This is a genomic window from Bacillus sp. VA15 (genome assembly GCF_055721145.1).
This window is the reverse complement of sequence record NZ_JBVQPQ010000005.1, coordinates 241,600-267,037: the sequence shown is the minus strand read 5'-3', so window position 1 is coordinate 267,037 and position 25,438 is coordinate 241,600. Positions and strand designations below refer to the sequence as shown.

At 43.1% G+C, this 25,438-nt stretch carries 25 protein-coding genes and 2 riboswitches; of the genes, 19 read left to right on the top strand and 6 right to left on the bottom strand.

What is annotated here, in order from left to right:
• Positions 1–274 precede the first annotated feature (274 nt).
• Both walM and AC0DBE_RS15025 read left to right on the top strand, forming a co-directional pair.
• Positions 275–646 carry a cell wall metabolism protein WalM gene (gene walM / locus AC0DBE_RS15030; protein ID WP_090558421.1) on the top strand — a complete coding sequence of 124 codons (372 nt, stop codon included), beginning with the start codon at positions 275–277 and terminating at the stop codon, positions 644–646.
• Positions 647–711: 65 nt separating this feature from the next.
• Positions 712–1,758, top strand: coding sequence for a PD40 domain-containing protein (locus AC0DBE_RS15025; RefSeq protein ID WP_072565862.1), 1,047 nt, complete (start codon positions 712–714; stop codon positions 1,756–1,758).
• Between the two features lie 32 nt (positions 1,759–1,790).
• Here AC0DBE_RS15025 and AC0DBE_RS15020 read toward each other — a convergent pair whose 3' ends face one another.
• The 6 genes from AC0DBE_RS15020 to gabP all read right to left on the bottom strand — a co-directional run bounded on the left by AC0DBE_RS15020 (position 1,791) and on the right by gabP (position 7,447).
• Positions 1,791–1,949 carry a hypothetical protein gene (locus AC0DBE_RS15020; RefSeq protein WP_014112898.1) on the bottom strand — a complete coding sequence of 53 codons (159 nt, stop codon included), beginning with the start codon at positions 1,947–1,949 and terminating at the stop codon, positions 1,791–1,793.
• A gap of 186 nt (positions 1,950–2,135) precedes the next feature.
• Positions 2,136–2,345, bottom strand: a complete 210-nt coding sequence (locus AC0DBE_RS15015; RefSeq protein ID WP_003219370.1) for a cold-shock protein — start codon at positions 2,343–2,345, stop codon at positions 2,136–2,138.
• Positions 2,346–2,427: 82 nt separating this feature from the next.
• Entirely contained in the window at positions 2,428–3,243 is an 816-nt protein-coding gene (locus tag AC0DBE_RS15010) for an alpha/beta fold hydrolase (protein WP_014112899.1), read from the bottom strand.
• A 15-nt stretch (positions 3,244–3,258) separates the two neighbouring features.
• Positions 3,259–4,248: a DUF4003 family protein gene (locus AC0DBE_RS15005; RefSeq protein WP_472962714.1), complete on the bottom strand. Its 990-nt coding sequence runs from the start codon at positions 4,246–4,248 to the stop codon at positions 3,259–3,261.
• Between the two features lie 98 nt (positions 4,249–4,346).
• Positions 4,347–5,888, bottom strand: coding sequence for an outer spore coat copper-dependent laccase CotA (gene cotA / locus AC0DBE_RS15000; RefSeq protein ID WP_041521139.1), 1,542 nt, complete (start codon positions 5,886–5,888; stop codon positions 4,347–4,349).
• A gap of 152 nt (positions 5,889–6,040) precedes the next feature.
• A complete protein-coding gene (gene gabP, locus AC0DBE_RS14995) occupies positions 6,041–7,447 on the bottom strand; it encodes a GABA permease (protein ID WP_014112901.1) in 1,407 nt (468 codons plus the stop codon).
• Positions 7,448–7,858: 411 nt separating this feature from the next.
• Between gabP and mneS the strand changes: the two genes are divergently transcribed.
• From mneS to purB, 17 genes are all read left to right on the top strand, one after another.
• Entirely contained in the window at positions 7,859–8,731 is an 873-nt protein-coding gene (mneS, locus tag AC0DBE_RS14990) for a manganese transporter MneS (RefSeq protein WP_072565864.1), read from the top strand.
• Positions 8,732–8,881: 150 nt separating this feature from the next.
• Positions 8,882–9,844, top strand: coding sequence for an AAA family ATPase (locus tag AC0DBE_RS14985; RefSeq protein WP_326198628.1), 963 nt, complete (start codon positions 8,882–8,884; stop codon positions 9,842–9,844).
• Complete coding sequence (locus AC0DBE_RS14980; protein WP_326200720.1) at positions 9,844–11,040, top strand: DUF58 domain-containing protein; 1,197 nt, start codon at positions 9,844–9,846, stop codon at positions 11,038–11,040. Before AC0DBE_RS14985 ends, AC0DBE_RS14980 begins: the two co-directional genes overlap by 1 nt.
• 21 nt (positions 11,041–11,061) lie before the next feature.
• On the top strand, positions 11,062–13,275 hold the full coding sequence (locus AC0DBE_RS14975; RefSeq protein ID WP_472962711.1) for a DUF4129 domain-containing transglutaminase family protein: 2,214 nt from the start codon (positions 11,062–11,064) through the stop codon (positions 13,273–13,275).
• 162 nt (positions 13,276–13,437) lie between these two features.
• Positions 13,438–14,979: a glutamine-hydrolyzing GMP synthase gene (gene guaA, locus AC0DBE_RS14970; protein WP_003219388.1), complete on the top strand. Its 1,542-nt coding sequence runs from the start codon at positions 13,438–13,440 to the stop codon at positions 14,977–14,979.
• Positions 14,980–15,316: 337 nt separating this feature from the next.
• The gene (locus AC0DBE_RS14965; RefSeq protein WP_472962709.1) at positions 15,317–15,430 is read left to right on the top strand and encodes a DUF2971 domain-containing protein; all 114 of its coding nucleotides are present in this window, start codon (positions 15,317–15,319) and stop codon (positions 15,428–15,430) included.
• 173 nt (positions 15,431–15,603) lie between these two features.
• A complete protein-coding gene (locus AC0DBE_RS14960) occupies positions 15,604–16,026 on the top strand; it encodes a hypothetical protein (RefSeq protein WP_242734588.1) in 423 nt (140 codons plus the stop codon).
• Positions 16,027–16,158: 132 nt separating this feature from the next.
• A complete protein-coding gene (locus AC0DBE_RS14955; RefSeq protein WP_472962707.1) occupies positions 16,159–16,692 on the top strand; it encodes a sigma-70 family RNA polymerase sigma factor in 534 nt (177 codons plus the stop codon).
• Positions 16,674–18,140, top strand: coding sequence for a DUF4179 domain-containing protein (locus tag AC0DBE_RS14950; protein WP_472962706.1), 1,467 nt, complete (start codon positions 16,674–16,676; stop codon positions 18,138–18,140). Before AC0DBE_RS14955 ends, AC0DBE_RS14950 begins: the two co-directional genes overlap by 19 nt.
• Before the next feature lie 147 nt (positions 18,141–18,287).
• Positions 18,288–18,389: riboswitch (purine riboswitch) on the top strand.
• Positions 18,390–18,524: 135 nt separating this feature from the next.
• Positions 18,525–19,847, top strand: a complete 1,323-nt coding sequence (pbuG, locus tag AC0DBE_RS14945) for a hypoxanthine/guanine permease PbuG (protein ID WP_014112908.1) — start codon at positions 18,525–18,527, stop codon at positions 19,845–19,847.
• Between the two features lie 209 nt (positions 19,848–20,056).
• A complete protein-coding gene (locus tag AC0DBE_RS14940) occupies positions 20,057–20,860 on the top strand; it encodes a hypothetical protein (protein WP_014112909.1) in 804 nt (267 codons plus the stop codon).
• A gap of 158 nt (positions 20,861–21,018) precedes the next feature.
• Positions 21,019–21,186 (top strand): Fur-regulated basic protein FbpA, encoded by a 168-nt coding sequence (locus tag AC0DBE_RS14935; RefSeq protein ID WP_014112910.1) that lies wholly within the window; start codon positions 21,019–21,021, stop codon positions 21,184–21,186.
• A gap of 214 nt (positions 21,187–21,400) precedes the next feature.
• Positions 21,401–21,955: a DUF2179 domain-containing protein gene (locus AC0DBE_RS14930; protein WP_041520875.1), complete on the top strand. Its 555-nt coding sequence runs from the start codon at positions 21,401–21,403 to the stop codon at positions 21,953–21,955.
• A complete protein-coding gene (locus tag AC0DBE_RS14925; protein ID WP_003219403.1) occupies positions 21,955–22,152 on the top strand; it encodes an NETI motif-containing protein in 198 nt (65 codons plus the stop codon). Before AC0DBE_RS14930 ends, AC0DBE_RS14925 begins: the two co-directional genes overlap by 1 nt.
• Before the next feature lie 79 nt (positions 22,153–22,231).
• Positions 22,232–22,333: riboswitch (purine riboswitch) on the top strand.
• 140 nt (positions 22,334–22,473) lie between these two features.
• Entirely contained in the window at positions 22,474–22,962 is a 489-nt protein-coding gene (gene purE, locus AC0DBE_RS14920) for a 5-(carboxyamino)imidazole ribonucleotide mutase (protein WP_003219405.1), read from the top strand.
• Positions 22,955–24,097 (top strand): 5-(carboxyamino)imidazole ribonucleotide synthase, encoded by a 1,143-nt coding sequence (gene purK, locus AC0DBE_RS14915; protein WP_472962704.1) that lies wholly within the window; start codon positions 22,955–22,957, stop codon positions 24,095–24,097. The genes purE and purK overlap by 8 nt, the downstream gene beginning before the upstream one ends.
• Positions 24,094–25,389, top strand: a complete 1,296-nt coding sequence (gene purB, locus AC0DBE_RS14910) for an adenylosuccinate lyase (protein ID WP_024715850.1) — start codon at positions 24,094–24,096, stop codon at positions 25,387–25,389. Before purK ends, purB begins: the two co-directional genes overlap by 4 nt.
• The last annotated feature ends 49 nt before the right edge of the window (positions 25,390–25,438 follow it).

Genomic DNA, 25,438 nt, shown 5'->3' with positions numbered 1-25,438 from the left:
CTTTTTTCTTTAATATGAGAGAGTATGAGTCGTATACATAACTATGAATTTGGTTTGAACAATACGGTAATGGTTCGTTCATATTGAATGCGTTAACTACTCTATCAACAATTATAACGCTAACACTGCAATTATAATAGGATAATCTTCCATGGTTTATTTTAGCAGAGATAATTTTTCTGACTTTGTAACATTACTGTAAGGATATTGAAATAAAAAATCCCTGTTTCATCGTGTATAATTTTTCCTAGAAGTTAACAAACAGGGGGACGAAATGTTGAAGAAAGTCATTTTAGCCGCTTTTATCTTAGTAGGAAGTACTTTGGGAGCTTTCAGTTTTACATCAGATGCCAGTGCGAAACATGTGAACGGAAATATTACTTGGTATAATGGAGTCGGGAAAAAAGGCTCTTCAGGTAAAAAACTTGGACATTGGGATTGTGCGACCAAGATCGGATTTGATGTTCCTAAAAACGGGACAAAAATCAGAGCTTATGCAAAAGCGAAGCCTAAAAAGGTAATTACGGTTTACAAAAATGATGTTGGCAGAATGCCTAATGCAGTACTGGATGTAAGCCCTAAAGCGTTTAAAGCGCTTGGATACCCATTAAGCAAAGGAAAAGTAGCGGGACATTACAGCTATTAATCTACATATATAATCTGTAAAGCAAGAAGTCACATTCTTGCTTTTTCTATTGGTGGAGATAAAAGATGAAAAAAAGAATCATATTATTGTTAACTGTCGTGATAGCAGCCGCTGTAGCGGGTTTTGCGTTTTATGCTGCAAAGGATAAAGGCCATGAGAGCACTGCTGGTGTTTCAGTACATGCGGAAAGCGGTGATAAACTGCTTGTTTCGATTACGAATACCGATCTGCAGACGAAGTATTATGAAAATGATAAGGTGATCCATGAGGAGAAGCTGACCAGCTATCCGGCATTTGCTTTGGATCAAAAGCAGCAAGTGCTCTATTATACAGGCAATAATGACCAAAATGAAATGAGGCTTTTTAAGCTGGATCTAAAGTCTAATAAAAAGACGATGCTTTATAAAGGCGCTGAGAGTGCGGACAGTTTGTTTTTGTCAAAAGACGGTTCAACCATCTATTTCCGCTTAGGAAAAGCGGACGAAAGCAATTTCCGGATTGCAGCTTTTGATCTGAAAACGAAGAAGTACAAAAACCTTTATCCTGCCGCTAATGATCAAGATGACACCGTCAGCAGCTTCTTTTATAACCAAAAAACAGATTCATTTGCATTGCTGCATTATTCTGTAGAAGAAGATTACAAGAAAACAGATGAAGCGAACGAAAAGGGAATCGATCCTGAACCGACAACGATTCATTTTGCGGCAGGCCACCAAAACAAATTTGATGAGCTGAAGAGCCTTGACCAGTTTATCAGCGATATTGCTGTTTCTGATGATGATAAACGGATTTTATTTACATCATATACGCAGAAAGGCACGGAGCAAACCGCATCTATTAAGTTACTGAATGCGGATACGAAAAAATATGAAACCATCATTTCAAATCAAAAATCATTCAAGCTGTTAATTGACGCACAGCCGCAGTTCTCTAAGGATGGAAAGAACATTTATTTTCTTGCCGAAGCCGAGGGGGCTAAAAAACTGAAGGATGAAACAGGGCGTGAAGCCAAGGTGCGGACGATTTATTCCTATAACTTTGAAAATAAGACGTTCAAAAAAGTATGGGAAAATCCAAACGGCATCATCAACAGCTTTTCTGTCATCAACTAATAAAAACCACTCGGCATGGGCTGAGTGGTTTTTTAATGGACGAGGTGCAGGGCTAATGATCCGAGCCATGTAAAGAGATGGATCAGAGGTATCGACAAAAACAGAAGTTCAACATAAGCGTTGATTGCAAGGTTCAGCTTTTTGAACCTAGCTCTTTTTTTCAAGTCTTTTTGCTGCTGGTTTGCGATCACGTTATCACCTCTTCAATATCCATATAATACCACACGAACAGACAAAAAGCCCTAAACATTTACAGTTTGGGCTTCTTTCAAATTTACGGACTCTTGCAATGAGAGGCTTTTATTCTGGATATAGAATTTGCGTCTCCGTTCGAGGATTGTTTGCTTGCAGGAGACTGCACTTGTTATAGGGAAGAGCTAGCTTGTTTTCGTTTGACTGTTGTTTTGGAGATTTACTAATGAACGGATGCCGTCGATCATTTTGCTTCCGCACAAAGGGCATGATGGCGAGTCACTGCTGGCAAAGTTTTTTCTGGTCCAGCCGTTGCAGTCTTCTTTTGTGCATTCCCATGTACTCACATCTTCTTTAGGCAGCGGTTCTTGATTACGTTTGTTATAGTAAGACATAAAGTCACTTCTTCCCTCATGTATTTTACTGCACATTTCTTATTGTCTCATACTTTTCCTCAATCTCCTAATTCCTTTTTCTTTATGGTTTTCCAATCAGACCATCTAAAAAGGAGAGGAGTGTACTGTTAAAAGCGTCGGACTCTTCTAAAAACGGGCAATGGCTGCTTTTAGAAAAGGTGACGAGCGTCGAGTTTGGAATATTGCTGCGCAAGTGTTCCCCAGCTGCTGTCGAGAAAAATTTCCGGTCTTCTCCGAAGCACAGCAATGTCGGCACATTGATGTTTTGAAGGGTGCCGCGGTAATCAGCAGCCGTTTGGTTAAATAAAATCGTGCTTGAAATGGCAGCCGGCTGTTTGAGGATTTCTGCCAGCATCCATTCTGTTTCTGTCTCGGCAGGCGGTTCTGCGAACATATTATGGATGAAACTCTCGTAGAATGGCAGCGGGTCAGTCTGAATGGCGTGCATCGCCGTTTTTAAACCGTCAAAATCAAACGGGCCGTGTTCCCAGCCCTTCCACTGATAGTCGGAAGCGGATTGATCGATGATTACAGCTGCTTGTATGTTATCATTCCCAAATTGATTGAGATAATCCCATACGACGAAAGCGCCCATTGACCAGCCGGCAAGAACGGCATGATCGAGCTCCATTACTTTTAGAAATTCCCTTACGTCACGGGCATATTGAGAAATGGTGTGTCCGTGAAGCACTTTGTCAGATTCGCCGTGTCCTCTAAGGTCGAGACGAATACACTGATAATTGGCAGAAAGTGCTGAAAATTGTTTGTGGAAAAATTGTCCGCTCATCAGCACGCCGTGTATAAACAGGATCGGTGTACCACTCCCGTGCGTTTCATAATATAAGCGTGTCTGATCTTCTAATGTGATGTATGGCATGTTTTCCCTCCTTCTCTAGTTTCCGTCATGAGAATGACTGGCTGCTGTTGAGCTGATGATAGCAGCTGTCGCGGCTGCCTGCTGGGCTTGAATGACCGTTTCGATTGCGGTGTATAGTCCTGATTCCATCAGCAGATTTTTCTCCATATGCTCACTGAGATATAGGCTGACAGCAATTTTGATATTCATTTCCTTTTGCCATTTAAATGCTTTTTCTTGGTTTAATTCGTGAGTGATGCCCAAAACGGTTTTGATGTTTGGCTCTTCCAGAAATGTGAGAAGGGCAAGATCTGGATAATGGTAATCCTTTAACTTTTTGAAAGAATCAGTGATGGATTGATATATATGTTTGCATTGGGAAACAAGCGTTTCAGGGTCTTTTTCACTTTGCAAGGCCAGAATATGGCTGACCTGGTGTAAGTACTGTCCTTTTTTAAACCCGTTGGCCGCCAGCAGCTGAAAGCATGTTTCCGCCTTGTTTACCGCCTGCAAACCTTTTCCGTTTTCGCCAAGCAGTACGGCAAGCGGAATATTCTGAGTTGAAGTGAGGAAATAATGATTTTTCTTCATCTGCTGATAAACAGATAGCCCCATGTTCATCTGTTCTCTTTTGTTTGTCGTTTCAGATTTGCCGGTGAGCAAGATCAGAGCGGAAAGGTACGTGAACATATCCCGCTTATATCCAAGCTTCACCATTTCATTGTATACATCGATGAAAGTATGAAACGTTTGTTTTGCCTCATGCTGAAAATGAATGTCCAGCATAGAAGCTACAGTAAAGCGGTGGTGCGAATTGAGTGTTGAGAAGCTGCTGATGTTTGATTTGATATAGCTGCTCAAATCATAAAAGCGCTGAAAGTCAAACTCTCTTTTATTCACAATATATGCAGAAGAAATGAGCATTAATATCTGATCGTGTGCAACTTTCCATTTTAATTTTGATTTTAATTCGGCATAAATGGAAATGTATTGTTTTGTTTTTTCATTTAGGTCGTTTGTCAGCATAAAAAGCAGCTCCTTTTTGCTGTTTTTATGTTATACGAAAAATGGGGCTATAAGTTTCATATAGAAAAAACTTGCCTGCGAGAGGCAAGTTTGTCGGGTTATTTACGGGGATCTGTTATATCCATCGGTCTCATCATGTCATAGTCTTCATGCTCAAGAATATGGCAGTGCCATACGTATCGTCCGCTGTATGGCCCGAATGTCGCCGCGATTCTCAGGACTTCACCTGCATGTGCTTGAATGGTGTCTTTCCAGCCCTTTTCACTTGGCGGCGGCGGGACAGCCGGGCCGGTGTAGGACAATTCCCCTCTTTCTTGATAACGCGCGATATCAAACGGACGCCGGTCTAACACACGGAAGGAGACCAAATGCAGGTGGATCGGATGTGTTCCGCGTGTCGGATTGACGATGGACCATATTTCAGTTGTGCCAGCTTTTGGTGCTTCTGTGACAGGATCGTGCCAGCGTTTGTTATTGAGAAGAAGGACGGGTCTGCCGTATTCGTCTTGGGTGCCTGCCAGTTTCAGTGTTCTGATGTTGTGTATTCTTTCATTCTGCACGGAAGGGTATGAGGCGAGGTACTTTGGCTTTCTGCTTTCGTCTTTTTGTGCCAACGGTTTTGTGACTCTGAATTGCATGATATTCGCATCTGTTTCTGGATTAACGTCACCTCCGCAGCCCTCGCTGTTTGCCAAAATGATTGATTGTCCTTCATAGGCTGTGAAATCAATGATGATATCGTAACGTTCAGCGGGCGCAAGACTGAAAGAGTTCAGTTTTACAGAGCGCGGCAGGAGCCCTCCGTCTGAACCAATCTGAATAAACTCCCCGCCATTATCGAGTGACAGGTTATAGGTTCTCGTATTGGAGGCGTTGATGACGCGAAAGCGGTATTTCCTAGGTTCGACCTCCAAGTATGGCCATACCTTCCCGTTGACGAGTATGGTTTCTCCGCAAAAAGCCGGAACGATTGAAGGGTTAGGCAGTGACGGGGAAGGGTTTTCCGGCCCGCTTGGATAAAACAAAGAACCGTCCTCGTTGATCGTGCGGTCTGTGATCAGAAGCGGCACGTCGTATTCACCGGAAGGCAGCTTTAAGCGTTTTTCCTTTGGATCGTGAATAATATAAGCGCCAACAAGTCCGGCATAGACATTCAGCCTGGTGAGCGCCATGGCGTGATCGTGATACCACAAAATAGCACCGCGCTGCTGATTCGGATAATGATAAACCTCTCGTTTAAAGTAAGGGCCTGTTTGTTCAAAGTCTTTGGAAAACCAGGCCTCTGGATACCCGTCACTATCATCTGGCGTGACGCCTCCGTGTAAATGAACAACAGTCTTTACTTCTGGCTCTTCATGCTGGCTGTCACTGTGATGAATCGTGTGATCGATCGGAAGGAAATGCTCTGACGGAAGGTTGTTCATCCATTTCACATACACGTTTTCGTTTCTTTTGGCCTCAATGGTAGGCCCGGGAAATAGGCCGTTGTAGCCCCACAGGTGGGTCGGGGGGAGATCGCGGTGAAGCTGATGGGCGCATTCCTCCATGGTGACTTCATAGTATGTTTTTTCTTTTGATTGCTGCACTGGCTTTAGTGTATCTGGGATTGGGAGAGCATCCACAAATTTTTCAAGTGTCATTTTCATCTGTCCTTATTTAAATTTTCCAAATTGGTATTATAGTTAATGATCATAAGGACGTGATGGTTACAAAAAAATCTGCGTGCCGCTGCCTTCCCTAAGAAGAAATAACAAAATCCTAAACGGCAGGTCGTTTAGGATTTGATCAGCATTTAAGGCAGGATGTCGGGCTGCTGTGTGACTGGCTTGGCTGCCGCTTTCTCGCTCACCTTCCGTTTTCTGAGCACAAGATAAGAAATCAGAACGATTCCCGTGATAACACCTGTCAGCAGCAGCTCGTCTCTCATGGAATGAATAAACGCCATAGATACTAAAATTCCGCAGATGGCTATGATGGTTAAGTAGGTTAGGAAAGGGAAGAGCCACATTTTGATTTTCAATGCTTCAGGATTTGTTTTTTCGAGTTTTTTTCGCATTCTTAGCTGGGAAACAGCGATGACAAGATAGACGAGTAAAGCAATTGCGCCTGATGAGTTGACTAAGAATAAAAAGACGGTGTCCGGTGAAAAGTAGTTCATTACAACCGCGATATATGAGAAAAATGTTCCGGCGACAATGGCTTGTACAGGAACGCCTTTTTTGCTCAATTTCATAAAACGGCGCGGCGCTTCGTTTCTTTCTGCAAGCGAATACAGCATTCTGGATGTGGTGTACAAACCCGAATTCAGGCAAGAGAGTACGGCTGTGAGGACGATAAAGTTCATAATCTGTGCGGCTGCCGGCACTCCAATATGCTCAAGTACAGCGACGAAAGGGCTTTCTAAAATATTTGCTGAATTCCAAGGCAAAAGCGCCACAACAACGGCGATAGAGCCAACGTAAAAGACGATGATGCGCCATACAACGGATCGGGTCGCTTTTGTCACGGATTCGATCGGGTTGGATGTTTCTCCCGCTGCAATGGCAACAATTTCTGTTCCCATAAAAGAGAAGATGACCACGACAATGCCGAGCAATACGGAGCTGATGCCTTCCGGGAAAAATCCGCCTTTACCTGTAATATTGGATAAACCCACTGGTTCACTGCCAGGCGCAAAGCCAAAAATAAAGGCAAAACCAACGATTAGAAACGCGATGATGGTAACAACTTTAATGAGGGAGAACCAATATTCGAACTCACCGAAAGACTTAACGGAGTAGACGTTTGTCAGGGTGAGCACGATCGTCAAGATCAAACTTGTCAGCCATAGCGGAATATCATGGAACCAGTATTGAATAATGCCAGCACCGGCAATGGCTTCGATTGCGATAACAATCACCCAGAAAAACCAATACAGCCAGCCGATTGTAAATCCTGCCCACGGCCCGATGGCATCATGAGCGTATTGAGAAAACGATCCGCTCGTCGGGTTTACGGCAGACATCTCACCGAGCATTCTCATGATAAAAATGACCAATAAACCGGCTAACGCGTAAGAAATAATGGCACCGGGTCCGGTCGAGTGAATCACTGAACCGCTGCCTACAAATAGGCCGGCTCCAATCACGCCGGCGATCGAAATCATTGTCATATGGCGGGTCTTTAATTCTTTTTTTAATCCTGATTGAGACTGGTTCATAAGTTGCCTCCTTTAAGAATGAAGTCATTACTGAATATTATGATAATTGAAACTCTATCATAAATATACAGTTTGTCGAAAATTCGTGTAAGAAAATATAACAGTTTATTTCAAATTTGTAGGGTTTTATTTACTGTGTTTTCAGCAGATATGCTTGGAATAAAAGAAAAAATGTTTCTGTCATGATTCATTTTGTAGGTTGTTATAATTCCTAATATACAGCAGATCACGAGATGTGTTGGTGTCATTGAATTTGAAGGTCTTTTTAGAGGAGAAAATAAATTGGTTTAGGGAAAAAATGTTCTATCGTCACTATTTTCCTGTGGCGGGTGAATCATGTTTCTGTAGACCCACTGCGGTTCAGCTTTGTATCATAATAATAGGAAAACGCGAGCGGAGAGGAGGTTTTATATGGAGAGATATGATGAACTGAAAAAAGGAGAAACCGGGGCGCTGGTCAGTATTGCCGCGTACCTTGTTCTGTCCGCGATTAAGCTGATCATCGGTTATCTCTTTCATTCGGAAGCACTTACGGCAGACGGATTAAATAACACAACTGACATTATTGCTTCTGTTGCTGTGCTGATCGGCCTGCGCATCTCTCAAAAACCTCCTGACGAAGATCATCCATACGGCCACTTTCGGGCGGAAACGATTGCATCACTTATCGCATCTTTTATTATGATGGTTGTCGGACTGCAGGTGCTGTTCAGCGCCGGGGAATCTATTTTTTCTGCTAAACAAGAGACGCCGGATATGATTGCGGCTTGGACGGCAGCGGGCGGGGCAGCCCTGATGCTTGCAGTCTACCAGTACAATAGAAGGCTGGCCAAAAAGGTGAAGAGCCAGGCGCTCCTTGCCGCGGCTGCTGATAATAAATCAGATGCTTTTGTCAGTATCGGTACGTTTATCGGAATTGTGGCTGCGCAATTTCACCTTGCTTGGATCGATACGGTCACGGCGTTTGTGATCGGTCTTCTCATTTGCAAAACGGCATGGGATATTTTTAAAGAATCATCTCACTCTTTGACAGATGGCTTCGACGTAAAGGACATTTCAGCTTATAAACAGACGATCGAAAAGATCTCGGGTGTGAGTCGTTTAAAAGACATTAAAGCGAGATACTTGGGCAGTACGGTCTACGTTGATGTGGTGGTTGAGGTATCAGCAGATTTAAATATTACGGAAAGCCACGATATTGCGAATGAAATTGAGCGGAGAATGAAGGAGGAGCATGCGATTGATTATTCGCATGTTCATATGGAGCCTTTAGAACACAAGTAATTGAGCTTCCTGTCACAGGAAGCTTTTTTGTGTGATTTGTCCTGCTTTATTGGAAACAATTTGCTAGAATCGTTTTTTTATACAGATCGCTTTTTGTGGTAAAGTTAGGTTACAATATGAAGAATTTTGTAGATGACTAGGAGGAAAAGAATGGCATACCAAGAAGACCTGCATCCTTTGCTGGGGAAAGCAGTTGAACATATTAATAGAGTAATGGTTGGAAAACGAGACATCGCCATACTCAGCTTAGCAGCCATTCTTGCCAAAGGGCATGTGCTGCTTGAGGATGTACCCGGAGTCGGAAAAACGATGATGGTCCGCGCGCTGGCAAAGTCAATCGGCGCCGATTTCAAAAGAATCCAATTCACTCCGGATTTGCTGCCATCTGATGTAACAGGCGTATCCATCTATAATGCAAAAACGATGGAATTTGAATACCGTCCCGGCCCGATTATGGGGAATATCTTGCTGGCCGATGAAATCAACCGCACCTCTCCGAAGACACAGTCTGCTTTGCTTGAAGCGATGGAAGAGGGAAGCGTAACGGTAGATGGCCATACGATGCCGCTTGCCGCTCCGTTTTTTGTAATGGCAACGCAAAACCCGGTCGAATATGAGGGGACCTATCCTTTGCCGGAAGCCCAACTTGACCGTTTTTTATTCAAACTTCGCATGGGTTATCCGTCCTTTAAGGAAGAGTTGGACGTGTTATCTCTTCAGGAAAACAGCCATCCGATTGAGACGCTCGAGCCGGTTATAACAAAAGAAGACTTCATCCGTTTGCAGCGGGAAGTGCAAAATGTCCGCGCCGATGACAGCATAAAAGAATATATTGTTGAAATCGTGCAGAAAACGAGACAGCATGCTTCTGTTCAATTAGGCGTCAGTCCGCGTGGATCAATTGCTCTCATGAAAGCGGCCCAAGCATACGCGCTGCTGCATCATCGCGACTATGTCATTCCGGATGATATTCAATATTTGGCTCCTTTTACGCTTCCACACCGGATGCTGCTGCAGCCTGAGGCGAAGTTTGATGGGATTGAGGCAGAAACGATTGTACGGGAGATCATGTCAGCTGTGAAGGTACCGGTTCAAAGGTCGTCGATCCACTGATGAAGAAGAAATTGCAATGGTTCGTATATGGGTGGAAGCTGATTGTATTAACGTTATTGACGGCTGCTGTTTTTTCTTACGCGATGTTTCAGGGCGGCTTTGTCAGCTGGTTTTTGTTTTACGCGTTTCTCCCTTTTGTCGTGTATGCCGGGCTGCTGGCGTTGTATCCGCTCCGCTCTTTTCAGGCTTCACGGCAAATGGCCAAAACACAATTACATGCGGGGGACAGGCTGGGCGTGTCGGTTACGCTGAGTAGGAAGCTGCCGTTTCCCATGATGTATATGGTGATTGAAGATTGCCTGCCAGAAGGAATCGAGTCATTGAACCGAGACGAAGCCGTGGCCAAACGGCTCGTTTTTCCTTGGTTTAAACGGAGTATGACGATGTCGTATGAATTAGCTCAGGTACCGCGCGGAGAGCATCATTTTCATGCTGTCAGAGTGCGAACTGGGGATGTCCTCGGCTTGATTGAAAAAACAGCTTTTTATGAGCTGGAAGACACCCTGTTTGTTTACCCATCCTTTCAGCGTCTTTCTTATCAGGTGAATGAGAAGCATCAGGAAGACGGTGTAAGCGGTTCTTCCCCTGTTCATCAGCACCATTCCGCAGTCGCAGCAAGTGTACGGAATTATCAGCCGGGAGACCGGTTTGCTGCATTAGACTGGAAAACTTCTGCACGGCGGAGCCAGCTGATGACGAAGGAATTTGAACCGTCTCGAAGCAAAAACCTATTTCTTCTGATGGACCGTTCTTCCTCTGAAGCATTCGAAGAGGTCGTTTCTGTGACAGCTTCAATTCTTCATTCTGTCTTAAAAAACGGCGTGGGGGCAGGCTTGGCCTCGGTCGGAAAGGAAAAAACGATTTTTCCAATTCAGGAGGGGGAGCATCATTTTAACCACATGCTTCGGCATTTAGCCGTCGCTCATTGTGATGCGGCTGACCCGGTAAGTCGATATGTACGGGAGGAGCTGGGGAAGCCATCTGTTCGCCAGGCTGACAAAGTGGTCGTCACGGGGCAGTTCACGGAAGATTTGCTGAACATCGCAGAAACCAGGGGAGGCCGGGTTACAGTGATACTGGCAAAAGAGAAAGATGCTGAACTTTCCCAAGCTGAAAATGTCATGATCGAACGGATGATGAAACGTCAAATCAGAGTTCAGGTCATGAGAGGCGGACGAGTTTCGCGTGTTGTTTAGAAAGAGAGGTGACGGGTGCACATGCCGCACGATGATCAGAAGGGAAGCCGTTTGAGCTTGCTGTTATTTTATTTTCTGGCGTTTTTATTGCTGTGGGAGTGGCTCAGGCCGCTTGACAGTTTTACAGATACGAAACATACGGGCTTTTTTAGTGTCTTTATCGGTTTGACGTTTCTGCTGACTTTTTTCAGGATGAGGTGGTTTGTCACCGTTCCTTTTTGTGTCATATTTACGCTGATCTCGATACACATCCTGTTTTATCAAGGTTCTATATTTGACTTGAGCTGGGTCAGCTCTTTTTTACAGGATATCTATTTGAATATTACGTTGATTCAATCAGGGCAATGGAATGACATGATTCCTTCGTTTCGGACCCTGCTGTTTTTTGTGCTGCTGTGGCTGTTGGTCTATCTCCTTCATTATTGGGTGATTTACCAGAGAAGAATTTTGTTTTTCTTTATCATGACAGTAGCGTATATTACGATTCTTGATACCTTTACGCCATATGATGCCACTTTTGCCGTCATCCGTATCGTGCTGATCGGCTTCTTTATGCTGGGCCTTTTATACTTAGACCGCATCAAGCTGATGGAAAGAATTACACTGCCAAAAACATCTGTCCTGAAATGGTTTCTTCCTTTATCTGTATTGGTTTTTGCTGCGGTGGGATTCGGACTTGCCGCTCCGAAATCAGAACCGGCTTGGCCCGATCCGGTACCTTTTCTCAAAAAAATCACGAATCAAGATCATGTGCCGGCTGGAGAAAGCAAAATCGGCTACGGGAACCATGATGAATCACTCGGCGGCCCGTTTCAGCAGGATGATACACCTGTTTTTACATGGCAGGGAAAAGAGCGTACGTATTTCCGTGTGGAAACGAAGGATACGTATACAGGAAAAGGCTGGATTGAAACAGACACAGGCATGTCCTATCAGCTTAGCGGAGGAAAAGTAGAAAATCTATGGTTTGACCATAAGGTTGCGACAGAGCGCAACACCGTCCGTGTAAAAGTCGATGAGCACTACGGGTATAACCATGTGATGTACCCGATCGGTGCAAAAACCATTCAGCCAAAGCGGGCTGTCTCACTTGAAATGAACGGGAACACGGAACAAATTTCTCCGATTAGTGAACAAGCCGGCGAGATCAGAAATATGGGGAGCTATAAAGTAACGTACAATTCCCCGGTCTACAAGCTGGATGAGCTGAGAAAGGTAAAAGTGAGAAACAACAGTGAAGAATACAGATTCAGCGACCGCTATATGCAGCTGCCGGATTCACTGCCTGAGCGGGTAAGAACCCTTGCGATCAAGCTGACTCAGGATCAAGATAATATGTTTGATAAGGTGAAAGCGGTCGAGGACTACTTAGGATCAAATGAGTTCACATATGAAACCGAAAACGTGTCCATCCCTAAGAATGATGAGGATTATGTCGATCAATTTCTGTTTGAATCAAAGATGGGCTACTGTGATAACTTTTCTTCCGCTATGGTAGTGCTACTGCGTTCGGCCGGCATTCCGGCCCGCTGGATAAAGGGTTATACGTCCGGTGAATATAAAGAAGCAGGAAACAAAAACGGCAGCATTTACGAAGTGACCAATAACAATGCCCATTCCTGGGTAGAGGTGTATTTCCCGGAACAGGGCTGGGTCACATTTGAGCCGACTAAAGGATTTACAAATCCGGCTGAGTTTACTTCCTCTGACACAAAGGATTCTGGCAGCGAAAGCAGCAGCTCGCAGGAGAAAACAAAAGAGGAGCAGAAAGAAGAGAAAAAACAGCCGGAAAAAGAGGAAAAACAAAAGGAAAAACGGGAGCCAGCTGGTTCTAAAAAGCCGTCCGCTTCACATACAAATGCCGGTGTGGGCTGGTATTTAGGACTTGCAGTTCTCGCAGTTCTCCTGGTGACAGCGGTATTGCTGTATGTTTTCCGTTCGTTATGGATTCCTGTTTTCATTGTGAGAAAATTGAAGCGGCGCAGCGATCAGTACGTGTTTTTTGAGGCGTATGGCGCGCTGCTGAAACAGCTAAAGAGAAGAGGACTGCCGAAACGAGACAGTGAAACGCTGCGTGATTATGCAAAACGAATCGATGGAAAATATGACTCGGAAGACATGTCAAAGCTGACATTACGCTATGAACGGGCGCTTTACAGAAATGAAGATTCGGCTGCGCTTTGGAATGAATCCAGAGAGTTATGGGAAAATTTAATTAAAAGAAGATGGTCTTGACCGCTTATCAACGTGTTGTTAGAATTAGTGAATATTATCGGAGTCTGGAAGCGAGTTGCCTGACTCCGACAAAACGGCCTTGCCAAAGAGGGCGGAGCGAGCTTCATATCTGTCCTCGTTTTTTTCTGTGTCAAAAAACTTAGAGGAGATTAGGTGACAACCATGACAAAGTTAGTGAATGAAATGATTCTTGTCCTTGATTTCGGCAGTCAGTATAACCAGCTGATTACACGCCGTATCCGTGAATTCGGTGTATACAGCGAGCTGCATCCCCATACATTGACGGCTGAAGAAATTAAAGAAATGAATCCAAAAGGAATTATTTTATCCGGCGGTCCAAACAGTGTGTATGATGAAAACTCTTTCCGCTGTGACGAGAAAATCTTCGAGCTTGATATTCCTGTTTTGGGAATTTGCTACGGCATGCAGCTGATGACTCATTACCTTGGCGGTAAAGTTGAAGCGGCAAGCCAGCGTGAATACGGTAAAGCAAACATCCACATCGAAGGCACACCTGATTTGTTCAAAGATCTTCCGAACGAACAAGTGGTTTGGATGAGCCATGGCGATTTGGTTGTAGAAGTTCCTGAAGGCTTCACTGTTGACGCGACAAGCCATCACTGCCCGAATTCAGCGATGAGCAAAGCTGACAAAAAATGGTACGGCGTTCAGTTCCACCCGGAAGTGCGCCACTCTGAATACGGCAATGACCTTCTGAAAAACTTTGTATTCGGCGTTTGCGATTGTGAAGGCAAATGGTCAATGGAGAACTTTATCGAAATCGAAATGCAAAAAATCCGTGAAACGGTCGGGGACAAACAGGTTCTTTGCGCGCTAAGCGGCGGCGTTGATTCCTCTGTTGTTGCTGTTTTGATTCATAAAGCGATCGGCGACCAGCTGACTTGTATCTTTGTAGACCATGGTCTTCTTCGTAAAGGCGAGGCTGAAGGTGTTATGAAAACATTCAGCGAAGGCTTTAACATGAACGTGATTAAAGTAGACGCGAAAGACAGATTCTTAAATAAACTAAAAGGCGTTTCTGACCCTGAGCAAAAACGCAAAATCATCGGTAATGAATTCATTTACGTGTTCGATGATGAAGCGGACAAGCTCAAAGGCATCGACTACCTTGCACAAGGAACGCTTTACACTGATATCATCGAGAGCGGTACTGCAACGGCGCAAACGATCAAATCTCACCACAATGTCGGCGGGCTTCCTGAAGACATGCAGTTTGAACTGATCGAGCCGTTAAACACGCTCTTCAAAGACGAAGTGCGCGCGCTTGGCACAGAGCTCGGCATTCCGGATGAAATCGTATGGCGCCAGCCTTTCCCAGGACCGGGCCTCGGAATCCGCGTTCTTGGTGAAGTAACAGAAGAAAAACTGGAAATCGTTCGCGAATCAGATGCGATTTTGCGTGAAGAAGTAGCAAATCACGGGTTAGAGCGTGATATCTGGCAATACTTCACTGTTCTTCCTGACATCCGCAGCGTTGGTGTTATGGGTGACGCAAGAACATATGATTACACAATCGGAATTCGCGCCGTTACATCAATCGACGGCATGACATCTGACTGGGCGCGTATCCCGTGGGATGTGCTAGAAGTCATTTCTACACGTATCGTAAACGAAGTGAAGCACATTAACCGCGTGGTGTACGATATTACAAGTAAGCCGCCTGCGACGATTGAGTGGGAATAAGATTAAGATTAAAACCATCTTTTATAAGATGGTTTTTTTTGTTAATATAAAGTTGAATATAAAGAGGAATTTGGTGAGATATGCATTTAGTTCATTTTACAAAAGCGGGTACTGCTCTAGAATATATATTTAAAAATAATTCAATAAAATTCAATAGTTTAAAAGGTGTAAATGATCCTAGAGAATCTAAAATATGGCCTTTTAAGTTTTTTTGTTATCAGGATAAAAATAAGGTTCTTTTCGAAGAAGGTTTATTTGAAAGAGCTCATAACTATATTTAGTTTGTTGTTTTAGTTATGATTATGCTTTTCCTAATTATCAAGAGCATGACTTAGACATGAGAATGTGGGCACAGTATGCAGATAATCATAAAGGACTTTCTATAATTTTTGATCAAAGGAAGATTTACCAATCAATAAAACGGATGGAGATATATATCATGGGAAAATAGATTATCTATCTTATCCCTATATTAATCAAAAAAACGATTTAACGAAAAGTAACTTTAAAGGATTTATATATCCTACTGTTACTATGTTTAGTCATCCTTTTTTGAATCCCACTTGTACTGATCCTTATATGCTTTGTCTCGAAAAAATAAGAAGTATGGGGTTTGAAAAATATATGAGTGCGCATATCAAATACTTCTATAATGAATTATTTTTTACAAAAAAAGATTCTTGGAGCGGTGAAAGAGAATATAGATTTGTTATTCACACTAAAAACCAAGAGAAAGAAATGTTTGTCCCTTTAGAAGAATCTGTTAAGGCTGTAATACTAGGTAATGATTTTGAACATTTTGATAAGATATTATATTATGCTAGAAAGTATCATTTTGATCTTTATAAATTAAATTCAAGAGGATGGCATAGCCATTTAATTAAAATAGATATTACCGATCCTTTTAACGACAATGGTGTATCGTTAGATAATACGCTCCCAATTAATTTTAATTATTCAACAGTCTTTACACAAGGGGTTGGAGAAAAAGGCGATATAAGAACAGTTATGTATAATCGAAATAGCGGTAACTTATCTTTATTATAACTCAGTGAAAAGTTTTATGTGCTGCATTGTTATTTGCAAAAAACGTCCCTTTTACAAGAGGGGCGTTTTTTTGTTAACTTTTTGAAACCGTTTCGACAGTTTTCGTATCTAACAACATAGGAGGTGGATAAGGTGAAGGAAGAAAGATTGATTACAAAGGCGAGAAAAGGAAATGCTCGGGCCTTTGAAAAGCTTATGCTGGCACATCAGGAGACTTTATATAAAACAGCTTATCTCTATTTAAGAAATAAAGAAGATGCACTTGATGCTGTACAGGAAACAGCTTATAAAGCTTTTATCAGTATAGAAAAACTAAAAGAGCCAAAGTATTTTTTAACGTGGCTTACTCGAATATTGATCAATTCCATTTTTGCCATGAATAAAAAGAAAGGGGAATTGGTTCCGTTCGAGAAACACCACGATACTGGAACCCATCAAGGTAATATCGAGGAATATATAGACTTGCGAAATGCACTTGATACACTTGATGAACATGTTCAGCTCACGATACAGCTCTATTATTTTCAAGATTATTCAATATCAATGATAGCTGAACAAACGGGAATGGCAGAAGGCACAATTAAAACGCATTTACATAGAGCGAGAAAAGCATTGAAACAGGAGCTGGAAAAGGAGGATCAAAACAAATGGACAAACACCAAGTAAAGCAGATATTTGATGACATAGAAGTGCCTAAGAAAGCGCTAAAAAAGGCCATACATCAAGCTGTCGTTCGTGCTGAAAATGAAAGTAACAGCAAGCGCCGTTTTAAATGGGGACGAACAATTACAAATGGAATCGCTGTTGCTGCTGTGGTATGTATACTGTATTTAACGTCCGGTCTTTTTCTGCCATCTGTAAACAAAGCGATGGGAAGCATACCCATTGTGGGCCAAATTTATAAGGAGTTTCAAGATAAAGTTGGCCTATCATTGTTTAAAAGCAATTTGGTCACAGCTTTGAATGAAAAAGCTGAGTCAAGGGGAATCATCGTTTCTGTAAACAGCTCCTATTACGATGCCGGACAGCTTGTCTATAACTTCACGGTTGATAACTTCCAGTCTGATGAAAAAGAGCTCAGTTATAATGTGGACAAAGCGAGTTTTAACGATAATTTTTCAATCAACTACGATTCCTTAATGCTCAAAAAATTAAATAACAAACAATACGCTGGGCAATTAAGGCTATATACAAAAGGGACCGAAATAAAAAATGGGGATACCGTGCCTTTTGTGATTACTCATATTAATGAAATACAGGGGAATTGGAGATTCAAACTGCCTATTACCAAAAAGAATGCGAGTTATTTAGAAAGCTCAAAAGTTGTATCTGTTCATCATAATCGTTATCAATTTTCCAATATTCAAGTGGAGAACGGGAAACTCGGATCTGTACTTCAATTTACAATCGATTATCAAGGTATAGCAAAGCATGATGTAGTTAAAATTAACGAAGTCAAAGATGATTTAGGAAACACATATGAGATGACAGCGTCAAACATCGAACTTGGAGACCGCAAAAAAATGAACGAGAGAACGGTAAGAGCAAAAGGACAAACACAGTTAGAATCACCAATTAATCCAAAAGCGAAAAAGCTAACATTAATAGCTGATATTAAATCTGAGGCAGAGGGCAGTGAACTTGTCCCGCTAAATGCAGAGATGCCATTTCATGTTTCAAGGACAAACCATCAAAACATAGGGATTGAAATCAATAACATTAACCAAAAAGGAAATAAAGTATTGGTTCATTACCATTTCACTGGAATTGATACCTCAAGCGTGGACGAAAATAAATTAGTGAATATCGGTGAAACAATTGGCCTTGGTGATATAAAAAAAATGCAATCTTGGCCTGATCCAGTAGGTGATTATGAAGAAGGTTATTATTTGAAAGGAAATATAGCTAAAGTAAAAAATATGAAAACAGCCGAAATGGTATCTACTTTTGAACTGGATGATGATTATAATAATAAGTTATCTTTAAAGCATTTTGAGTTTAATGAGTATGGTCTGTATATTGATAACGGCGTTTTAAATCACCTGATTCAACTAAAGCCAATCTCGTTTACTGTACCAGTGCATCAGGTGAGTCAGCCTACCGAAAAAAAATAATCATAAGTCGAAAAGCCGTATGAAGCCATGCATACGGTTTTTATCATTGTTGCCAATTTAGTCAATAGACGAATAAACCAATTTTTTTAATAAGTAATGTTCGTTATTTATATTGTCATTTCAAATTGAAGTTGGTACAATAGACACAGAAATCAAATAAGATGAATTCGTATAATCGCGGGGATATGGCTCGCAAGTCTCTACCAAGCTACCGTAAATGGCTTGACTACGTAAACATTTCTTTCGTTTGATATAAATAAAACACGTTTATTTATTCAAACTGAAATCCGTCTGTAGTCAAGCGTCCCAAAATGTATTGGGGCGTTTTTTATTTGGCGTTTTCAGGACAGAATAAATAGCAAAGAGTGAAGGGAGTCAAATAGCTTGAAAACGTTTTTTCAGTTTGATGAGCTGGGCACCAGCTATCGCAATGAAATCATTGGCGGATTAACGACTTTTTTATCTATGGCATATATTCTGTTCGTCAATCCGATTACACTTGCTTTGGAGAGCGTGAAAGATTTTCCGGAGGCGCTGAGAATTGACCAAGGTGCGGTCTTTACAGCAACAGCGCTGGCGTCTGCAGCAGGCTGTATTTTAATGGGATTGATAGCGAGATATCCGATCGCCATTGCGCCCGGTATGGGGCTCAACGCGTTTTTTGCGTTTTCTGTCGTCCTTGGCATGGGCATTTCCTGGCAGGCAGCTTTATCTGGTGTTTTTATTTCAGGTCTTATTTTTGTTGCTCTTTCATTAACAGGTTTTCGTGAGAAAATCATCAACGCCATTCCGCCTGAGCTGAAATTGGCAGTCGGCGCGGGTATCGGCCTGTTTATTACATTTGTTGGATTACAAGGTTCAGGAATCATTACTGCAAACCCTTCTACACTCGTCACCATCGGAAACATTCACAGCGGTCCTGTGCTGTTAACGATTTTCGGTGTGATTGTAACGGTTATTTTAATGGTGCTTCGCGTTAACGCGGGCGTGTTTATCGGGATGCTGTTAACAGCAGTTGCCGGCATGATTTTTGGTTTGGTTCCAGTACCGTCTCAAATCGTCGGAAGTGTGCCGAGCCTTGCGCCGACTTTCGGACAAGCGTGGATTCATCTGCCGGATATTTTCTCCGTACAAATGCTGATCGTCATTTTAACTTTCTTGTTTGTCGGATTTTTTGATACAGCGGGTACACTTGTTGCTGTGGCAACTCAAGCTGGTTTAATGAAGGAAAACAAATTGCCGCGTGCGGGCCGTGCGCTTTTAGCTGATTCATCTTCCATTGTAATCGGTGCCGTGCTTGGTACGTCTACCACAACTTCTTACGTTGAATCAAGCTCAGGTGTCGCTGCGGGCGCCCGTTCAGGATTTGCGGCAATTGTAACAGGTATTCTCTTTTTACTGGCTACGTTTTTCTCGCCGCTTTTATCAGTCGTTACATCAAATGTAACAGCGCCGGCGCTTATTATTGTTGGTGCATTGATGGTGGCGCCGCTTGGCAAAATCGCTTGGGATAAGTTCGAGGTGGCCGTTCCCGCTTTCCTTACCATGATCATGATGCCGTTAACGTACAGCATTGCGACCGGGATTGCCATCGGATTTATTTTCTATCCGATTACAATGGTGTGCAAAGGAAAAGCCAAAGAGGTTCATCCGATCATGTACGGGCTGTTTGCCGTATTTATCCTGTACTTTATCTTCTTAAAATAAGGAATGAAGACCAGCTGCCGAGGCGGCTGGTTTTTTTGTTGCAAAAGGTAAAACCATTTCATACGATATACCGTCATGTAGATGTGCCGCCATGCTTTACTTAAATGGAAATGACTTGACTGTTCAGGAAGGCTTCGGTACCTTATATAAGTGTTTTATTTTCTTGCTGAATGGTATTCCGCCGTATTTTTTTGATAGGAGTTGCTGACATGACGGAAGAAAGAAAAGAAACGTTTGAAGAAGAAGTTAACCAGAGTGAAAGAATAGATGCAGATGAAGAACCGCTATCGAGAATGTCCAGAAATGCCAGCAGGCAAAGCAAGCAGAAGCAAAAACAAAAGCAGAAACCGCATCAGGAACGCGGTGTATCAACTGCTAAAGACAAGCTTGCGTCTGTATGGGCAGCCATCAACAGATATTGCGGTTTTGCGTTCTCGATTTTGAAATCACCGGCGAAAACCGTCGTAGCGGATGGTTTTTCTCATTATAAGTATGGTCTGATTTCAATGCTTATATTCAGTATGATCTTTTCAATCGGGAACTGGTTTCAGTTAAAGGCGAGCTGGAATCGGCCGCTCGGTTTCGGAGAACGCCATCACGCTTTTTATGACGGATTTTTAGTCGTTCTTGTGTATTTGCTTCTCTTTTTCGCGGTAATGGTCTTAGCCGTATGGGCCGTCTCCCGCTATATGATGAAGCAGAAGGTGACGTTCAGGGAAGCGGCTGCCGGTTTGGGTTCATTGCTTGTACCAGTGATTGCTGTTTCAATCCTTTGGCTGATCTTTGCGATCGTGAATATCCCAATGCTGACAGTTCTGTTTACAGTGCTGATCTTGTTTTCGATCTTTTTTATGATGGCGCTGTATGTGCAGCGTCTGTATCAGGCGGCACAGGATGCACCGATTGACTATATCTATTGTGTATTTGCTGTGGTTGCGATAGCGCTGCTGTTTGCGGCAGTGACTTGGCCGTTGATTTCTGAATATTTTACGGCGTCGCTGATTCCGCTTTAATGAAAAAACCGGCTAATCCAAGCCGGTTTTTTTATGTCACACTTTTTACAAATATATCTAAAAAACATAGTTGGTTTGTAGGATTAATCCATGTATGATAGGGAAAATGCTGTAAACGTCCAGCGCACAAACCTTTATGTTTAAGGAGGATGATGGACATGGCTGATTTACTTCGCCGAGCGATTAATCAAAAGAAACAATTTTTAAAAACCAAATTACTGCTCTCGGAATTTTATCAAGGAAGAGGGGAACAGCTGGCTCATTATACGCTGAGTGAGCTTGAGAAAGAATACAAGTCCCTTCTGAAAATGAAAAAAGAGATCTGACAATATATGAGAAGAGGTGAGTCTGCTGAAAAGCGGGCTTTTTTATTTTGATTTTGAAAAGGTGAGAAAGAGGGTAAACTACTACTGTTCAATCTCATAAAGCGTGTCGAAATATTTTCCTTAGGCTCATGGCCTCAGCTCATTGTAAACGACTCATTTCTCTAGTAGAATATGAATGCTTTATGCAAGATGAAGAGTAGGGGGATGAAATAAAATGATGCAAACCATCTTATCAAATGGGTTAGCCATGGTTCTCATAATTCTCATTATTAATATTGTCTATGTGTCATTTTTTACGATAAGAATGATTTTAACGCTGAAAGGCCAGCGTTATTTAGCGGCCGGCATCAGTACGATTGAAATACTGGTTTATGTGACAGGGCTGAGTCTAGTGCTCGATAACTTAGACCAGATTCAAAATGTGATCGCGTACGCGCTCGGTTACGGTCTTGGCGTGATTGTCGGCATGAAAATAGAAGAAAAATTGGCGCTTGGCTATATTATGGTCAATGTGATTACGAAGGAGCTCGATCTTGATCTTCCGAGGCAGCTCCGTGAAAAAGGCTACGGCGTGACAAACTGGGTGGCCGGCGGGCTTGAAGGTGACCGCACCGCCCTTCAGATTCTGACGCCGAGAAGATATGAACTTCAGCTATATGATACGATTAAAACACTTGATTCAAAAGCTTTTATTATTGCATATGAACCAAAAACAATCCATGGCGGCTTCTGGGTCAAAGCGGTGAAGAAGAGGAGAATTAAAGAATAATGGCAAAGCCGAAGAAGAAAAAGTTTGAAGTAACAGAGCAGCAAACGATTGATGCGGTGCTTCAGCAAATGAAAGAAGAAGGATATCTGCCTGTAAGGCGAATGGAAGAGCCTATTTTTATGGAGAAAAAGGAAAATGGGTCAATTCAGATCGTTCCGTGTGGGAAAAAAATCGTATTTGAAGGGAAATTGATCTAAAACACGAACATTAGTTGAATGAATTTTTGTATCGTTCGATAATATCGTTGACATTATCCATGTCCGTTGTTAAGATAAACATGAAATCAAAACACGACCTCATATAATCTTGGGAATATGGCCCATAAGTTTCTACCCGGCGACCGTAAATTGCCGGACTATGCAGGAAAGTGATCGATAAAACTGACATGGATATATCGCAGAAGCGAACGACTGACGATACATGTACCATGCCCGGTTTGTATTGCTTCCTCATAAGTGCAATGCAGAGCGGGTATTTTTTATTTTCTGAAAACAAAAGCATTAGAAGGTGGGAACAGAATGCAGCCGCTAGTAGGAATCATCATGGGAAGCACTTCCGATTGGGAGACAATGAAAAACGCATGCGACATACTTGACGAACTCAATGTTCCGTACGAAAAAAAGGTCGTTTCCGCTCACCGGACGCCTGATTTCATGTTTGAATACGCTGAAACTGCCAGAGAAAGAGGCATCAAGGTGATTATCGCCGGTGCCGGAGGAGCGGCCCATCTTCCAGGGATGACGGCGGCGAAAACAACTCTGCCGGTCATTGGAGTACCGGTTCAGTCCAAGGCGCTGAACGGGCTGGATTCACTTCTTTCTATCGTGCAAATGCCTGGAGGTGTGCCTGTTGCGACAACAGCCATCGGCAAAGCAGGCGCTGTGAACGCAGGCCTGTTAGCGGCGCAAATTTTGTCAGCTTTTGACGAAGACCTTGCCCGTAAGCTGGACGAGAGAAGAGAAAATACAAAACAGACGGTGTTAGAAAGCAGTGATCAGCTTGTCTAAACAAATCATCTATCCGGGAGCTGTAATCGGCATTATCGGCGGCGGCCAGCTTGGGAAAATGATGGCTGTGTCCGCCAAACAAATGGGATATAAAGTCGCGGTCATTGATCCAGTGAAAGATTCGCCGTGCGGGCAGGTTGCGGATATCGAAATTACCGCTCATTACAATGACCGTGAAGCGATTCGAAAATTGGCTGAAATCAGCGACATCATCACGTATGAGTTTGAAAACATCGACTATGATGCGCTGCATTGGCTAACAGGTCATGCGTATCTCCCGCAAGGAAGTGAGCTGCTGCTCATTACCCAAAACCGTGAAACGGAGAAAAAAGCAATTCAAGCGGCGGGCTGTGAAGTCGCGCCGTACAGCATCGTCAAAACAAAGGATGAACTGAAACAGGCGGTACAGGAGCTTGGGCTTCCAGCAGTCCTGAAAACATGTCGCGGCGGATACGACGGCAAAGGCCAAGTTGTGATCAAGGAAGAGGCGCAAATTGAGCAGGCTGCAGCTCTTTTAGAACACGGAACCTGCATTCTCGAAAGCTGGGTTTCTTTTAAAATGGAACTGTCGGTAATCGTCGTCAGATCGGTAAACGGCGAAATTGCAACATTTCTGGCAGCTGAAAACATTCACCATAACAATATTCTTTCCCAAAGCATCGTGCCTGCACGGGTGGAGGAAGGGATTCAGAAGAAGGCTGCTGATTTAGCCGTTAAGCTTGCAGACGAGCTTAACCTTGTCGGACCGCTTGCTGTTGAGATGTTCCTGACAGAAGACGGAGAGCTTTTGGTCAATGAACTGGCGCCAAGACCGCACAATTCAGGGCATTATACACTGGACCTTTGCGAAACGAGCCAGTTTGAACAGCATATCAGAGCGGTATGCGGCCTTCCGCTCGGGAAAACAGATTTGCTGAAGCCGGGCATGATGGTGAATCTTCTCGGCGATGAAGTGAAGCTTGTGGAGGAAGAGCCGGAGCTTTTAAAAGAAGCAAAGCTATATATATACGGAAAACATGAAATCAAAAAAGGCCGCAAAATGGGGCATATTACATTTATGAAGCAGCCTGAAGACCATTGGATTCAGGAGATCACAAATAAATGGATGAATAGAGACGGAGGACAAGCAGAATGATCGAACGTTATTCAAGACCTGAAATGTCCGCGATTTGGACGGATGAAAACAGATTTCAAGCATGGCTGGAGGTAGAGATTCTTGCCTGTGAAGCGTGGGCGGAGCTGGGCGTCATTCCGAAAGAAGACGTAAAGGTCATGCGCGAGAACGCGTCATTTGACATCAACCGCATTTTAGAAATCGAACAGGACACGCGCCATGACGTTGTCGCTTTTACACGCGCTGTTTCCGAATCACTGGGTGAAGAAAGAAAATGGGTGCACTACGGCTTAACGTCAACTGACGTTGTTGATACTGCTCTTTCTTACTTATTAAAACAGGCAAACGATATTCTGCTCAAGGACCTTGAGAGATTTGTTGACATTATAAAAGAAAAAGCGAAAGAACATAAATACACAGTCATGATGGGGCGCACACACGGCGTACACGCTGAGCCTACAACATTCGGCTTAAAACTTGCGCTTTGGCATGAGGAAATGAAACGGAATCTTGAGCGTTTCAAACAAGCGAAAGAAGGCATCGAGGTTGGGAAGATTTCCGGCGCTGTCGGCACATATGCGAACATTGACCCGTTTGTTGAACAATATGTATGTGAGAAGCTCGGATTGAAAGCAGCACCGATTTCAACTCAAACCCTTCAGCGTGACCGCCATGCTGACTATATGGCGACACTTGCTTTGATCGCGACAAGCATCGAGAAATTCGCAGTGGAAATCCGCGGACTGCAAAAGAGTGAAACACGCGAAGTTGAGGAATTTTTCGCGAAAGGGCAAAAGGGTTCATCTGCGATGCCGCACAAACGCAATCCGATCGGCTCTGAAAACATGACAGGAATAGCACGCGTGATCCGCGGCTACATGATGACGGCTTACGAAAATGTTCCATTATGGCATGAGCGCGATATTTCTCATTCTTCAGCAGAACGGATTATTCTTCCGGATGCGACAATCGCTCTGAACTACATGCTGAACCGCTTCTCTAACATCGTGAAGAACTTAACGGTCTTCCCGGAAAACATGAAGCGCAACATGGACCGCACACTCGGCCTTATCTACTCTCAGCGCGTGCTGCTTGCCTTGATTGACACAGGCCTGACTCGTGAAGAAGCCTATGATACAGTACAGCCAAAAGCAATGGAAGCGTGGGAAAAACAAGTGCCGTTCCGTGAACTTGTGGAAGCGGAAGAGAAAATCACGTCCCGTCTTTCTCCAGAAAAAATTGCTGACTGCTTTGATTACAACTACCATCTGAAAAATGTTGATCTGATCTTTGAACGTTTAGGTTTAGCATAGAAGAAGCTTTTAGGCGGCTTCTTCTATACCGTCTTAGTTTGAAAATTCC